The organism is Pseudomonas sp. MC6, assembly GCF_054790575.1.
Map to the genome: position 1 here is coordinate 5308373 of NZ_CP186504.1, position 13528 is coordinate 5321900.

At 61.1% G+C, this 13528-nt stretch carries 13 protein-coding genes and 1 pseudogene; 11 read left to right on the forward strand and 3 right to left on the reverse strand.

Annotated features, from left to right (window positions below; all coding sequences use genetic code 11):
* Positions 1-92: 92 nt before the first annotated feature.
* A complete protein-coding gene (gene argH, locus ACOYXE_RS23705; RefSeq protein ID WP_007911110.1) occupies positions 93-1487 on the reverse strand; it encodes an argininosuccinate lyase in 1395 nt (464 codons plus the stop codon).
* 334 nt (positions 1488-1821) lie between these two features.
* On the opposite strand from argH, the pseudogene ACOYXE_RS23710 reads away from it, so the two are divergent.
* From ACOYXE_RS23710 to ACOYXE_RS23745, 8 genes and pseudogenes are all read left to right on the forward strand, one after another.
* Positions 1822-1962, forward strand: a pseudogene (locus tag ACOYXE_RS23710) (sensor histidine kinase); the annotation flags it as partial.
* Positions 1959-2705: a LytR/AlgR family response regulator transcription factor gene (locus ACOYXE_RS23715; protein WP_007911111.1), complete on the forward strand. Its 747-nt coding sequence runs from the start codon at positions 1959-1961 to the stop codon at positions 2703-2705. The pseudogene ACOYXE_RS23710 and the gene ACOYXE_RS23715, both read left to right, overlap by 4 nt.
* A gap of 138 nt (positions 2706-2843) precedes the next feature.
* On the forward strand, positions 2844-3785 hold the full coding sequence (gene hemC / locus ACOYXE_RS23720) for a hydroxymethylbilane synthase (RefSeq protein WP_160059866.1): 942 nt from the start codon (positions 2844-2846) through the stop codon (positions 3783-3785).
* Complete coding sequence (locus ACOYXE_RS23725) at positions 3782-4543, forward strand: uroporphyrinogen-III synthase (RefSeq protein ID WP_160059865.1); 762 nt, start codon at positions 3782-3784, stop codon at positions 4541-4543. The genes hemC and ACOYXE_RS23725 overlap by 4 nt, the downstream gene beginning before the upstream one ends.
* 16 nt (positions 4544-4559) lie before the next feature.
* Positions 4560-5702 carry a uroporphyrinogen-III C-methyltransferase gene (locus tag ACOYXE_RS23730; protein ID WP_405122671.1) on the forward strand — a complete coding sequence of 381 codons (1143 nt, stop codon included), beginning with the start codon at positions 4560-4562 and terminating at the stop codon, positions 5700-5702.
* Positions 5699-6937 carry a heme biosynthesis protein HemY gene (locus ACOYXE_RS23735; protein WP_405122672.1) on the forward strand — a complete coding sequence of 413 codons (1239 nt, stop codon included), beginning with the start codon at positions 5699-5701 and terminating at the stop codon, positions 6935-6937. The genes ACOYXE_RS23730 and ACOYXE_RS23735 overlap by 4 nt, the downstream gene beginning before the upstream one ends.
* A gap of 218 nt (positions 6938-7155) precedes the next feature.
* Entirely contained in the window at positions 7156-7707 is a 552-nt protein-coding gene (locus ACOYXE_RS23740; protein WP_160059862.1) for a disulfide bond formation protein B, read from the forward strand.
* A 183-nt stretch (positions 7708-7890) separates the two neighbouring features.
* Complete coding sequence (locus ACOYXE_RS23745) at positions 7891-8349, forward strand: Rsd/AlgQ family anti-sigma factor (protein ID WP_064116385.1); 459 nt, start codon at positions 7891-7893, stop codon at positions 8347-8349.
* Positions 8350-8409: 60 nt separating this feature from the next.
* On the opposite strand, the gene ACOYXE_RS23750 is transcribed toward ACOYXE_RS23745, so the two are convergent.
* Positions 8410-9075 (reverse strand): FKBP-type peptidyl-prolyl cis-trans isomerase, encoded by a 666-nt coding sequence (locus ACOYXE_RS23750; RefSeq protein ID WP_160059861.1) that lies wholly within the window; start codon positions 9073-9075, stop codon positions 8410-8412.
* Between the two features lie 192 nt (positions 9076-9267).
* Here ACOYXE_RS23750 and ACOYXE_RS23755 point away from each other — a divergent pair, with 192 nt between their 5' ends.
* Positions 9268-10431, forward strand: a complete 1164-nt coding sequence (locus ACOYXE_RS23755; RefSeq protein ID WP_460926731.1) for an AlgP family protein — start codon at positions 9268-9270, stop codon at positions 10429-10431.
* On the opposite strand, the gene ACOYXE_RS23760 is transcribed toward ACOYXE_RS23755, so the two are convergent.
* The gene (locus ACOYXE_RS23760; RefSeq protein WP_460926732.1) at positions 10428-10889 is read right to left on the reverse strand and encodes a TIGR02444 family protein; all 462 of its coding nucleotides are present in this window, start codon (positions 10887-10889) and stop codon (positions 10428-10430) included. The genes ACOYXE_RS23755 and ACOYXE_RS23760 overlap by 4 nt on opposite strands.
* Before the next feature lie 50 nt (positions 10890-10939).
* Here ACOYXE_RS23760 and ACOYXE_RS23765 point away from each other — a divergent pair, with 50 nt between their 5' ends.
* Both ACOYXE_RS23765 and ACOYXE_RS23770 read left to right on the forward strand, forming a co-directional pair.
* A complete protein-coding gene (locus ACOYXE_RS23765; RefSeq protein ID WP_160059858.1) occupies positions 10940-12850 on the forward strand; it encodes an ATP-binding cassette domain-containing protein in 1911 nt (636 codons plus the stop codon).
* Positions 12850-13431, forward strand: a complete 582-nt coding sequence (locus tag ACOYXE_RS23770; RefSeq protein WP_160059857.1) for a mechanosensitive ion channel family protein — start codon at positions 12850-12852, stop codon at positions 13429-13431. The genes ACOYXE_RS23765 and ACOYXE_RS23770 overlap by 1 nt, the downstream gene beginning before the upstream one ends.
* Positions 13432-13528 lie beyond the last annotated feature (97 nt).

A 13528-nucleotide genomic window follows, 5' to 3' on the forward strand; every position in this document is an offset into this window, starting at 1 on the left:
AGGCTCGCTCCCACAGAGTTATGTGCTGAAACACGATTACGTGTTCGACGCAGAATCTGTGGGAGCGAGCCTGCTCGCGAAGCTTTTGGCTTTTAGCGGCTGGCGATCAGCGCCTGACCGCGAACCACAGCAGCCTTGACCTGCGCCGGCGCAGTGCCGCCGATATGGTCACGGGCATTCACCGAGCCTTCCAGGGTCAGCACGGCAAACACGTCCTGCTCGATCTGATCGCTGAACTGGCGCAGTTCTTCCAGGCTCATCTCGGCCAGATCCTTGCCAGTGTCCACGCCGTATTTCACGGCGTGACCAACGATCTCGTGGCAATCACGGAACGGCAGACCACGACGCACCAGATAATCCGCCAGATCGGTCGCGGTGGAGAAGCCACGCAGCGCCGCTTCACGCATGATCGCGTGCTTGGGTTTGATCGCCGGGATCATGTCGGCAAAGGCCCGCAGCGAGTCACGCAGGGTGTCGGCGGCGTCGAACAGCGGCTCTTTGTCTTCCTGGTTGTCTTTGTTGTAAGCCAGCGGTTGGCCCTTCATCAAGGTCAGCAGGCCCATCAGTGCGCCGAACACGCGGCCGGTCTTGCCCCGCACCAGCTCTGGCACATCGGGGTTTTTCTTTTGCGGCATGATCGAGCTGCCGGTGCAGAAACGGTCCGGCAGATCGATGAACTGGAATTGCGCGCTGGTCCACAGCACCAGCTCTTCGGAGAAACGCGACAAGTGCATCATCGCGATGCTCGCGGCCGAGCAGAATTCGATGGCGAAGTCGCGATCGGAGACGTTGTCCAGCGAGTTGCCGCCGACGGCGTCGAAGCCCAGCAGTTGCGCGGTGTATTCACGGTCGATCGGGTAGGTGGTGCCAGCCAGCGCGGCGCTGCCCAGTGGCATGCGGTTGGTGCGCTTGCGGCAGTCGACCAGACGCTCGTAGTCGCGGCTGAGCATTTCGAACCAGGCCAGCATGTGGTGCCCGAAAGTCACCGGCTGCGCCGTCTGCAGGTGGGTGAAGCCCGGCATGATGCTCGCGGCTTCGCGCTCGGCTTGCTCCAGCAGGCCTTTTTGCAGGCGGGTAATTTCGGCGAGGATCAGATCAATCTCGTCACGCAGCCACAGGCGGATGTCGGTGGCGACCTGGTCGTTGCGGCTACGCCCGGTGTGCAGCTTTTTACCGGTGACGCCGATGCGGTCGGTCAGGCGTGCTTCGATGTTCATGTGCACGTCTTCGAGATCGATGCGCCAGTCGAACTGGCCGGCCTCGATTTCGCCCTGAATGGTCTTCAGGCCATCGATGATGCTGTCGCGCTCGGCATCGGTCAGCACGCCGACCTTGGCCAGCATGGTGGCGTGGGCGATCGAGCCCATGATGTCGTGGCGATACAGGCGCTGGTCGAAAGTGACGGAGGCGGTGAAGCGGGCGACGAAGGCGTCGACGGGTTCACTGAAGCGGCCGCCCCAGGACTGATTGGTCTTGTCAGTGCTCATGAATTCGCTCGTATCGGCTTGAAGAAAGAAGGCGTGAAACGCTGGCGCGGATAATAACAGGGTTGCCAATCCTGTCGCTGACACTGGTCGATACGTTTTTTTCTCATTGTGTGCGCCATAGTCGCCGCTGGCCCCGGAGGTTTTGCGCAAGGATATTTTTCGATTGAGCAATATCGGCCCGGCGAGCGTCTACAGTTGGACATAAGGGTCGACGCGGCTCCGGATCGCGCAAAGGTCTGGCCGCCGACTATAAGAAGAGGGGGTGGGTGTTTTGTCCTTCGGCAAACCCCGTGAGAAACGCAGGAAACAGCGGGCTTTGAGCAGTACGACCCGGACACTGGCAAATATTGCTGGCCGACGTACGGCACTTTTTGGCGCTCGGGCTAGTCTTAGCGTGGATCGCGGTGACGGACGTCACTTCACCTGTCTACGCTATCCTTGTGCGAGACTCACGCAGGAATCCAGCGCAATATGAATGTCCTGATCGTTGATGACGAACCACTGGCTCGCGAGCGCCTCAGCCGAATGGTGAGCGAGCTCGAGGGTTATACAGTTCTGGAGCCCAGCGCCACGAATGGCGAAGAGGCGTTGGCACTGATCGACAGCCACAAGCCGGATATCGTGCTGCTCGATATCCGTATGCCAGGCCTTGATGGCCTGCAGGTCGCTGCCCGTCTGTGCGAACGCGAAACGCCGCCGGCCGTGGTGTTTTGCACCAGCCCCGATGAATTTGCCGTGGAAGCCCTGCAGGCCAGCGCCGTGGGCTATGTGGTGAAACCCGTGCGAACTGAACATCTGCATGACGCCCTGAAACGGGCTGAACGTCCCAACCGGGCGCAACTCTCGGCCCTGACCCGTCCCGCTGCCGAAAGTGGCACCGGCCCGCGCAGCCACATCAGTGCGCGCACCCGCAAAGGCATCGAACTGATCCCTCTGGATCAGGTGGTCTATTTCATTGCCGATCATAAATACGTGACTTTGCGCCACGAGGCCGGCGAAGTGCTGCTCGACGAGCCACTCAAGGCTCTCGAAGACGAATTCGGCGAGCGCTTCGTGCGTATCCACCGCAACGCCTTGGTCGCCCGCGACCGTATCGAACGTCTGCAACGCACGCCGCTGGGGCATTTCCAGCTGTTCCTCAAAGGTCTCAATGGTGATGCGCTGATCGTCAGCCGTCGGCATGTGGCCGGTGTGCGCAAGATGATGCAGGGCCTGTAACCCGGTCATTCCGGACGGCTCCAGCTCCTTTTAACCGGGCATTGCAGGCCAGGGAGGCCGCGCCGACTCTGATTCAGGTCAAAGTGGATTTGGCTGAGCTGTTATTATCCGCCGTATCTATTCAGTACGGATTGATCCATGTCCTCTCGCGAAATCCGCATCGCCACCCGTAAAAGTGCGCTGGCCCTCTGGCAGGCCGAATACGTCAAAGCCCGTCTGGAAGCGGCCCATCCGGGTCTGCTGGTGACGCTGGTGCCCATGGTCAGTCGCGGCGACAAGCTGCTCGATTCGCCCCTGTCGAAAATCGGCGGCAAGGGTCTGTTCGTCAAAGAACTGGAAACCGCGTTGCTGGAAAACGAAGCCGACATCGCCGTCCACTCGATGAAAGACGTGCCGATGGACTTCCCGGAAGGCCTCGGTCTGTTCTGCATCTGCGAGCGCGAAGACCCGCGTGATGCCTTCGTTTCCAATACCTACGCCAGCCTCGATGCGTTGCCTGCCGGCGCCATTGTCGGCACCTCCAGCCTGCGTCGTCAGGCGCAATTGCTGACCCGTCGCCCGGATCTGCAAATTCGCTTCCTGCGCGGCAACGTCAACACCCGCCTGGCCAAGCTTGACGCCGGCGAGTACGACGCAATTATTCTCGCGGCAGCCGGTTTGATCCGCCTCGGTTTTGAAGACCGCATCACTTCGGCGATCAGTGTCGATGACAGCCTGCCGGCCGGTGGCCAGGGTGCAGTCGGTATCGAATGCCGCAGCGCTGACACTGCAATCCACGCCTTGCTCGCACCGCTGCATCACGCCGACACCTCGTCGCGCGTCACTGCCGAACGTGCCCTCAACAAACATCTGAATGGCGGCTGCCAAGTGCCGATCGCCTGCTACGCCGTGCTGGAAGGCGAGCAGTTGTGGTTGCGCGGTCTGGTCGGTGAACCGAGCGGTGGCAAGCTGCTTAGCGCCGAAGCTCGTGCGCCACGTGCCGATGCCGAAGGATTGGGCGTGAAGGTGGCCGAAGATCTGCTCAGCCAGGGCGCCGACGATATTCTCAAAGCGGTCTATGGCGAGGCGGGTCACGAGTGACTGGCTGGCGCCTGCTGCTGACCCGCCCTGCGGATGACTGCACGGCGCTGGCGCAGACGTTGGCAGTGCAGGGTTTTTTCAGTAGTTGTTTGCCGCTTCTGGACATTGTTGCGCTGCCGGTCTCTGACAATATTCGTCAGGCGATTGCGCGGTTACCGCGTTGCGACGCGGTGATCGTGGTCAGCAAGCCGGCGGCACGCATTGCGCTGGATCTGCTCGGCAACTCGTCTTCGCTGACAATGCCGTGGTTCAGCGTCGGCGCGGCGACCGCACAGATTCTGCGCGAGCATGGCCTCGACGTCAGCTTCCCGGCCGATGGCGATGACAGTGAAGCCTTGCTGCAATTGCCGCGTCTGCGTGCAGCGGTCGGTCAGCCCGGGGCGCAGGTATTGATCCTGCGTGGAGAGGGTGGGCGTGAACTGCTCGCCGAGCGTTTGCGCGAGCTAGGTGCTAGTGTCGAGTATCTGGAATTGTATCGACGCGACCTGCCAGCCTATGCCCCGGATGAACTGCCACGGCGGATCGAAGCGGAACGCTTGAACGGGCTGGTGGTCAGCAGTGGACAGGGTTTCGAGCACCTGCGTCAGATGGCCGGCGATGCCTGGCCAACAATTGCGCAATTGCCGTTGTTTGTTCCAAGCCCAAGAGTCGCCGAGCTGGCACTTGCCGCCGGGGCTCAAACAGTTGTGGATTGCCGCGGCGCGAGTGCCGCGGCTTTGCTGACGGCGCTACGGGAGCATCCCGTACCCGTTTTCTAATGCAAAGGATGGATACGTGAGCGAAACAGCCTTGCCAAAAGATGACGTCCAGCCTGTGATTGAACCCCAGGTTGAAACTCCACCGCCGGCCACAGAGCCGCGCCGAGGCAATGGATTGGCCATCGTCGCCTTGTTGCTCGGCGCCGCCGGTGTCGCGATCGGCGGCTGGGGTGTCTGGCAGGTCCGTCACCTGCAGACCAACACTCAGCAGCAGTCCGGTGAAGTGCAGGCGTTGAACGATCAGGCGCAGAGCCTGAAGCTCAATGAACAGCGCCTGACCGAGCGCCTCGCGCAGTTGCCAGGGGCCGACGAACTTGCCGAGCGCCAGCGTCTGGTGACGCAACTCCAGGGCGACCAACAGCGCCTCAATCAACGTCTTGAAACGGTGCTGGGCGCCAGCCGCAAGGACTGGCGCCTGGCCGAGGCCGAGCATCTGCTGCGTCTGGCCAGCCTGCGTCTTTCGGCGTTGCAGGACATCAGCAGCGCTCAAGCGCTGGTGCAGGGAGCTGACGAAATCCTCCGTGAGCAAAACGATCCCGGTTCCTTCGCCGCTCGCGAGCAAGTGGCGAAAACCCTCGTGGCGCTGCGCAGCACTGCACAACCGGATCGTACCGGTTTGTTCCTGCGTCTCGGCGCGCTGCGTGATCAAGTCATCGACCTCACCGAGCTGGCGCCGGAGTACAAGGATCGCGGTGAATCGCTGCTGGGCCTGACTGCCGACGGTGATGGCGCCAGTCGTTGGGCGCAGTGGTGGGATAAGGTCTCGCGCTACATCCGTATCGATTTCAATGCCGACAAGAATGTGCGGCCGCTGCTGGCCGGGCAGAGCCTGAGTCAAGTGCGTCTGGCCCTGAGCCTGGCGCTGGAGCAGGCGCAGTGGGCCGCGCTCAACGGTCAGGCGCCGGTCTACACCCAGGCGCTGGCTGAGGCGCGTGATGTCCTCAAGGGCAATTTCAACCCGGACAATCCGCAAAGCAAAGTGATGCTCGAACAGGTTGCCGAGCTAAGCAAGGAACCGGTCACGGTCACGACGCCGGACTTGGCCGGCACGCTGAGTGCGGTGCAAGCCTATCTTGAGCGGCGCAACGTCAATGCCGAAGAATCGGTGAAACCTTTCGCCAAACCTGCCGCCAGCACCGCGCAGGAGGCTACGCCATGAAACGCCTGTATGTGATTGTGTTTCTGGTGATAGCGGCGACGGCGGCACTGGGTCTGGCTATTGCCGAGCATTCCGGTTACGTGCTGGTGGCCTACAAGAGCTTCCGCTACGAGTCGAGCCTGTGGGCGACACTGGCGGTGATCGCAGTGTTGTGGCTGCTGATCTGGGGCATCAAGGCGTTGGTCGAGCTGGTCATGACCTCCACGGGCGTGGTCAATCCCTGGTCGCGCCGTAACCGCAGTCGGCGCGTGCAGGTAGCGATCGAGCACGGTCAACTGGATCTGGCCGAAGGTCGCTGGGCCAGTGCTCAGCGTCATCTTTATCGAGCAGCTGAAGCCGAGCGTCAGCCATTGCTGTACTACCTCGGCGCTGCCCGCGCAGCCAATGAGCAAGGCAATTACGAAGAGTGCGATCGTTTGCTGGAGCGCGCACTGGAGCGTCAGCCTCAAGCAGAACTGGCTATTGCTCTGAGTCATGCGCAGTTGCAGACCGACCGTGGCGATACCGACGGTGCCTTGGTCACCCTGCAAGCGATGCACGATCGCCATCCGCGCAATGCACAGACGCTGCGTCAGTTGCAGCGCTTGTATCAGCAGCGCGGCGAATGGTCGGCGGTGATTCGTTTGCTGCCGGAGTTGCGCAAGGACAAAGTCCTGCCACCCGCCGAACTGGCTGAACTGGAACGCCGCGCCTGGGGTGAAAACCTGTCGCTGGCAGCGCAGCGTGAAGAGGACGGGACCGTTGGCTTGCAGTCGCTCACGCGCGCTTGGGAGCAACTCACCTCAGCTCAACGTCAGGAGCCACCCTTGGTGTTGGCGTACGCCGAACAACTGCGTCAGTTGGGCGCTCAGGTCGAAGCGGAAGAAGTGCTGCGCAATGCCCTCAAGCGCAAGTACGACAGCCATCTGGCCCGTCTCTACGGTCTGGTGCGCGGTAGCGATCCAGCGCGTCAGTTGCAAACCGCCGAAGGCTGGCTGAAGGATCATCCGAACGATCCGAGCTTGCTGTTGACCCTCGGCCGACTGTGCCTGCAAACCAGTCTGTGGGGCAAGGCACGGGATTACCTGGAAAGCAGTCTGCGTGTGCAGCGCAATCCCGAGGCCTGTGCGGAGCTGGCGCGCCTGCTCGCCCAGTTGGGCGATACCGAGCGCAGCAATCAGTTGTTCCAGGAAGGCCTTGGTCTGCTGGACGAGCGCCTGCTGGCCGCGCCGTTGCCGGTTCCGGCCCATGTCTGAAGTGGCGAGGGAGTTCGCTCCCTCGCTTACCTTTTGTGGCTGAATTTTCCACTTCGTTGAGCGCCTGAGGCAAATTCCTACAACGGGCTACACCGATTCCTATCGAACCTGTCGGGTTTTCCCTACACCTCTGGTGAACTGTCGGCAGGGCCTTGCCTTGAAAGGCTGACACGCTTTCCTCTACCGTAACCGTCTGTCTCTACTGTTACGGAAAAGCCATGTCGTTGGCCTGCTCACGCTCCTTGTTCTTCATGGCTTTCACTGCGGGGGCCTTTGCTCTGGGAGCTTCCTATTATCTTGAATATGCTGTCGGCCTGACGCCGTGCAGCCTGTGCCTGGTGCAGCGTCTGTTCCTTACGCTACTGTGCGTGTCCAGTGGTGTGGCAGCGGTGCACGGCCCCAGGCGTGTTGGTCTGTGGTTGTACTGGCTGTTGACCTTGGGCGCGAGCATGGGAGGCACCACGGCGGCCTGGCGGCAGGTATTGATACAGAGCGATCCGCTGCTGCACCTGCTCAATTGCTCGCCAGCTCCCGAGGCCTTATTCAGCGGTCTGCCATGGATCTGTGCCTTGCAAACATTGTTTAGCGGCGGTGCCGATTGTGCGGAAATTTCCTGGACCCTGTTCGACCTGAGCATCCCGGAGTGGAGCCTGTTGTTCTTTGTCGCCGTCTCGATTCTGGCGGTGTATCAATTGTTGCGGCTGGTCTGGAGTGCTCTGCAACGCCCGCTCAGCGGCGAAGCGTCGCACTCGGTGCTGCTGCGGGATTAAACACTTGTATGAACTTTATCTCCTGCGTACCTTGAAGCCATAGGCGCGCGGGCATAATCTGGCCCGCACGTGTCATTGGATTTATGTTGCTCGATGACGCTCTGCCCGGCCGTTCCCCAAGGCAAAATCAAAAGAGGGGCGCGGGTGTAGAGCAGCATGACCCACAAGGGAAGAGAGATCGCCATGCTCGAAAGTTGTCAGAATGCTCAGGAACGTTGGGGTGGAGTTCATCTGCTGATCGACCGCTGGTTGCAAGAGCGTGAAGATCTGATCGGTGCCTACGACAAACTCGGTGCACAGCCTGAGTCGCTGTCCGAGAGCCGCAAGCCTCTGCAGGAATTCTGCGGTGTGCTGGTCGATTACGTCTCGGCCGGGCACTTCGAAATCTACGAACAGCTGACTGGCGAAGCCAAGGCGTTCAACGACAAGCGTGGTCTGGAACTCGCCGAGACGATCTATCCGCGCATCGACGTCATCACCGAGAAGCTGCTCGCCTTCAACGATCTGTGCGATGAAGGCAAATGCGTAGCCGAGAAGTTCAAGGAACTCGGCGGCCTGCTGCACGAGCGCTTCGAGCTGGAAGACTGCCTGATTGAAGTGCTGCACACAGCACACAAGGAAGAAGATCCGGTTCAGGCCTGATCCCGAATCCTGATCAAAAAAAACGGTGCGCCCGAAAGCGCACCGTTTTTTATTGCCCGATCAACTCGTCGCGCCACGCAATTCCACTTCAAATACCAGCGGTGTGAACGGTGCAATCAGGTCGCCGGCACCGTCGGCGCCATAGGCCTGATCCGACGGAATCACCAGTCGCCATTTTGCTCCCACCGGCATGTTCTGCAGCGCGGTGCGCCAACCCGCGATCACGCTGTCGAGGTTGAACCATTGCGGCTGAGTGTTTTGATCGAACACCGTGCCATCCGGCAGTCGACCGACATACAGCACCTGCACTTTTCCGTCAGGCCCGGCCTTGGTGCCATTGCCAGGTGTCAGCTCGGTGAGCAGGATGCCGTCGGCCAGTTCTTTTACGCCCGGTCTGGCTTTTTCAGCGGTCAGAAAACGTTGCTCGTTTTCCATCGCCGCGTCGCTCGAAGGCTGCGCAGAATGTTCGGCATGTTGCGCTTCATGATCGGCCAGAATCTGTTCGATGCGTGCTTCGCTCAGTGCCAGCGGCTTGCCTTGATAGGCTTGCTGCAAGCCATCGATCAGCGCCTGAATCTGCAATTGCGGGACTTCCTGGCGCAGCCGTTCACCGAGGCTGGCACCGAGGCTGTAGGCCAGATCGTGAGCATCGTTCGCGGTGGTTTTTTCGTCCGCGTGAGCGGCCGAAAAAATCATCCAGAGGGATAAAAAAAAGTAGCGCGACATGGGCACTCTCCGTCCTGAGATGCGGTGGATTATGCCAGCGCGAACGTCTGCAACGGTGAACTGCTTTTGACTTCGCGCAGAACATTTTCGATTCGGTGCAACGCAACGCAATCGATACTGTCAAGATGCCCTAGCGGCGGTAACTGCAGAGGTCTAGTATGAGCCGCACCCACGTCAGCCAGGAGGTAAACCATGTCGGCCACCAAGAAGCCTGTAAATACTCCGTTGCACTTACTCCAACAACTCTCGGGCAGCTTGCTCGAGCATCTGGAAAACGCTTGCTCCCAAGCCTTGGCTGATGCTGAAAAACTGCTCGCCAAACTGGAAAAGCAACGCGGCAAGGCGCAGGAAAAACTTCATAAATCCCGCACCAAATTGCAGGACGCAGCTGCCGCCGGCAAAGCCAAGGCACAGACCAAAGCCAAGGGCGCAGTGAAAGAACTGGAAGACCTTCTCGATGCCTTGAAGGATCGTCAGTCCGACACCCGCAGCTACATTCTGCAACTCAAGCGCGATGCCCAGGAAAGCCTGAAACTGGCCCAAGGTGTTGGTCGCGTTCAAGAAGCCGTGGGCAAAGTGTTGTCCTCGCGTGCAGCCAAACCGGCAGCGGCACCGGCGAAGAAAGCAGCTGCCAAACCTGCTGCTGCAAAAGCTCCAGCGAAAACCGCGGCGGCCAAGCCTGCTGCAAAAGCTGCTGCTAAAACCGCTGCCAAGCCAGCTGCAAAAACACCGGTGAAAGCCGCTGCAAAACCAGCTGCCAAAGCGGCCGCAAAACCTGCAGCGAAGAAACCTGCTGCGGCGAGCGCTGCAAAACCAGCGGCTAAAAGCACGGCGGCAAAACCTGCTGCGCGTACTGCCGCTGCCAAGCCGGCTACCCGTGCCGCCGCTGCTAAACCAGCCGCCAAACCAGCTGCAGCAAAAGCTGCTCCAGCGAAAACCGCCGCAGCTAAACCTGCTGCTGCAAAACCAGCTGCCAAGACTGCCGCTAAACCAGCTGCCGCCAAACCTGCTGCAAAAGCGCCAGCAAAAGCTGCTGCCAAACCAGCCGTGAATGCCGCCGCCAAACCGGCAGCCAAGCCAGCCGCTAAACCGGCCGCTGCTGCCAAGCCTGTTGCTGCAAAACCAGCCGCCAAGCCAGCTGCAAAACCTGCCGCAAAACCAGCCGTTAAAAAGCCAGCCGCTGCCAAACCAGCTGCTGCTAAACCGGCTACCGCGCCTGCTGCTAAGCCAGCCGCACCGGCAGCGTCGGCTGCGCCATCGGCACCTGCTCCAGCCGCTACTACCTCGACGCCATCGACTACGCCATCGCCAGCCGCTGCGTGGAGCGTCAGCAACAACCCGACCAGCGCTTCCTAAGTGCCGGTTGCCGCGACGCGCAGCACTTGCAGCGCGTCGCGGTTCGGGCTGGCCGCTGTGCCGGCCAATTCTTCCAGCCAGGTTTCCGAGCCTGCGTCGTTTTGCATCCACTCCTGCGCCACACCCTCAAGCCGTGACAGCAACGCTCGCTCAGCTTCCAGCTCGAGTGATTTGATCTGCTCGCGCATGCCTTTCAAAACCGCGTCATCCACCGCCCGCGCTTTCCATTGCATGCGCAGGGTTCGCAGCGGCTGCACCACCTCGATATCCCACTGTCCGGTCAGCGCCTGAAGCTGCCTTACGCGTTGTTCGTCGCAGGTTGCGCCACGTTGTTCCAGCCATAAGCCGCACAGCAGCAGGCACACATTGGCCCCCGCCGTTTGCAGTTGCAGGCAGGCGTCTTCCACGCCCGGTCGGGCGTAGGTGGCAAGGGAAAAGCTCCACAGGTCAGAGGACATCGTGCTACTCGCGCCAGTTGTGAGCGAAGCTGGTAGACTCCGCCGCCATTATGATCCGACTTCAGAACCTGACTTTACAGCGTGGCCCGCAACGTCTGCTAGAAGACGCCGAGCTGACCCTGCACGCCGGCCACAAAGCCGGCCTCATCGGTGCCAACGGCGCCGGCAAATCGAGCCTTTTCGCTTTGATCCGGGGTGAGCTGCACCCGGATTCGGGTGACTGCTTCTTGCCGGCCGACTGGCGCATCGCCCACATGCGCCAGGAAATCGAGACGCTCGAGCGGCTTGCCGTCGACTATGTGCTCGATGGCGACCTGCGTCTACGCGAGGTGCAACGTGACCTCGCCGCCGCCGAAGCCGCGCACGACGGTGCCGCTCAGGCCCGCCTGCACTCGGAACTCGACAGCGCCGACGGTTACACCGCCGACGCACGAGCGCGCAAGTTGCTCGCCGGTCTGGGTTTCACCAACGAGCAGATGGATCGTCAGGTCGGTGATTTCTCCGGTGGCTGGCGGATGCGTCTGAATCTGGCGCAGGCCTTGATGTGCCCGTCGGACTTGTTGCTGCTCGACGAACCGACCAACCACTTGGATCTCGACGCGATCATCTGGCTCGAAGAGTGGCTGAAAAGCTACCCGGGCACCTTGCTGCTGATTTCCCACGACCGCGATTTCCTCGACGAAGTCGTCGACCACGTGGCGCATGTCGATCAGCGCAAGATCACTTTGTATCGCGGCGGCTATACCGCATTCGAACGCGCCCGTGCCGAGCGTCTGGCCCAGCAGCAACAGGCCTACGAGAAGCAGCAGGCGCAACGTGCGCACATGGAAAGCTACATCGCCCGCTTCAAGGCGCAAGCGACCAAGGCCCGTCAGGCGCAGAGCCGGATCAAAGCCCTGGAGCGGATGGAAGAGCTGTCGGCGGCCCACGTCGATTCGCCGTTCGATTTCGTTTTCCGCGAGTCGAGCAAGATCTCCAGCCCGCTGATCGATCTGTCTGATGCGAGCCTCGGTTACGGCGACAAAACCATCCTCGAGAAGGTCAAGCTGCAACTGACCCCGGGTGCGCGGATCGGCCTGCTCGGGCCGAACGGCGCGGGTAAATCGACCCTGATCAAGAACCTTGCCGGCGAGCTGTCTCCGATCGCCGGGCGCCTGACCCGTGGCGAGAACACCGTGGTCGGCTACTTCGCTCAGCATCAGCTCGACTCGCTGGATTCCAAGGCCAGTCCGTTGCTGCACATGCAGCGTCTGGCGCCGAGCGAACGCGAGCAGACTCTGCGCGACTTCCTCGGCGGCTTCGATTTCCGTGGCGCACGCATCGATGAGCCAGTGCTGAATTTCTCCGGTGGTGAAAAGGCGCGTCTGGCCTTGGCGCTGATCGCCTGGGAACGACCAAACCTGCTGCTGCTCGACGAACCGACCAACCACCTCGACCTGGAAATGCGCCTGGCGCTGACCATGGCGCTGCAGGAATTCAGCGGTGCGGTGTTGGTGGTGTCTCACGATCGGCACTTGCTCAAGAGCACCACCGATAACTTCTACCTGGTCGCAGACGGCAAGGTCGAAGAGTTCGATGGCGACCTCGAAGACTATGCGCGCTGGCTGGTGGAATACCGCCAGCGCAACGCGCCAGTCAGCAATACGCCGGTGAACCCGGACAAGACCGACAAGAAGGCTCAGCGTCAGGCCGCAGCTGCGTTGCGTCAGCAATTGGCCCCGCACAAGCGTGAAGCCGACAAGCTCGAAGCCGAGTTGGGCAAGCTTCACGAGAAGCTCGCCAAGGTCGACGCCAGCCTCGGCGACAGCGACATCTACGAGCCGGCACGCAAGAACGAATTGCGTGATCTGCTCGCCGAACAGGCCAAGCTGAAGGTTCGTGAAGGCGAGCTGGAAGAGGCGTGGATGGAAGCCCTCGAGGTATTGGAAAGCATGCAAGCGGAGCTGGAGGCGCTGTCCTGATGGATGCGTTCAAGCTGCCGCTGCCGGCGGAGTGGGTCGAGCCGATCTGGTTTGTCGTGCAGATTCTGCTGATCCTGCTGGCCGGTTACCTCACCCAGCGCTTCGTCGCCAAAGGCCTGACAAGATTGGGTGAGCGCTATCCGTTCCCGCCGCAGTTGCTGATGCCGCTGCGTGGTGTGCTGCGCTGGCTGATCATGGGCAGTGCACTGATCTTTGTGCTGGAACGTCTCGGTGTCTCGGCCACGGTGTTGTGGACGGCGCTGTCGGGGTTCGTCGCGGTGGCGGCGGTGGCGTTCTTCGCGATGTGGAGCGTGCTGTCGAACCTGCTCTGCGCGATTCTGATTTTCACCGTCGGGCCGTTTCGCCTCGGGGATATCGTCGAGCTGGTCGATACCACCGACAAGCCAGGCGTCAAAGGCCGGGTGGTGGCGATCAATCTGCTCTACACCACGTTGATCGAGGCTGAGGAATTGGGCACTGGCAGCGCGATGGTGCAGGTGCCGAACAGCTTGTTTTTCCAGCGCTCGGTGCGGCGTTGGCGCGGTACGGATGTGTTTCCGTCGAGCGGTTTCGAGAAGTAGATTCTGCGGCGTCTGTTCTGACGCCTTCGCGAGCAAGCTCGCTCCCACATTTGATCGCGGTCTACTGTGGGAGCGAGCTTGCTCGCGAAGGGGCCCT

Bases quoted from the DNA above. Each gene is read 5' to 3' on its own strand.
- argH (WP_007911110.1), bottom strand. From the start codon at position 1,487: ATGAGCACTGACAAGACCAATCAGTCCTGGGGCGGCCGCTTCAGTGAA.
- ACOYXE_RS23715 (WP_007911111.1), top strand. From the start codon at position 1,959: ATGAATGTCCTGATCGTTGATGACGAACCACTGGCTCGCGAGCGCCTC.
- hemC (WP_160059866.1), top strand. From the start codon at position 2,844: ATGTCCTCTCGCGAAATCCGCATCGCCACCCGTAAAAGTGCGCTGGCC.
- ACOYXE_RS23735 (WP_405122672.1), top strand. From the start codon at position 5,699: ATGAAACGCCTGTATGTGATTGTGTTTCTGGTGATAGCGGCGACGGCG.
- ACOYXE_RS23740 (WP_160059862.1), top strand. From the start codon at position 7,156: ATGTCGTTGGCCTGCTCACGCTCCTTGTTCTTCATGGCTTTCACTGCG.
- ACOYXE_RS23745 (WP_064116385.1), top strand. From the start codon at position 7,891: ATGCTCGAAAGTTGTCAGAATGCTCAGGAACGTTGGGGTGGAGTTCAT.
- ACOYXE_RS23750 (WP_160059861.1), bottom strand. From the start codon at position 9,075: ATGTCGCGCTACTTTTTTTTATCCCTCTGGATGATTTTTTCGGCCGCT.
- ACOYXE_RS23755 (WP_460926731.1), top strand. From the start codon at position 9,268: ATGTCGGCCACCAAGAAGCCTGTAAATACTCCGTTGCACTTACTCCAA.
- ACOYXE_RS23760 (WP_460926732.1), bottom strand. From the start codon at position 10,889: ATGTCCTCTGACCTGTGGAGCTTTTCCCTTGCCACCTACGCCCGACCG.
- ACOYXE_RS23765 (WP_160059858.1), top strand. From the start codon at position 10,940: ATGATCCGACTTCAGAACCTGACTTTACAGCGTGGCCCGCAACGTCTG.
- ACOYXE_RS23770 (WP_160059857.1), top strand. From the start codon at position 12,850: ATGGATGCGTTCAAGCTGCCGCTGCCGGCGGAGTGGGTCGAGCCGATC.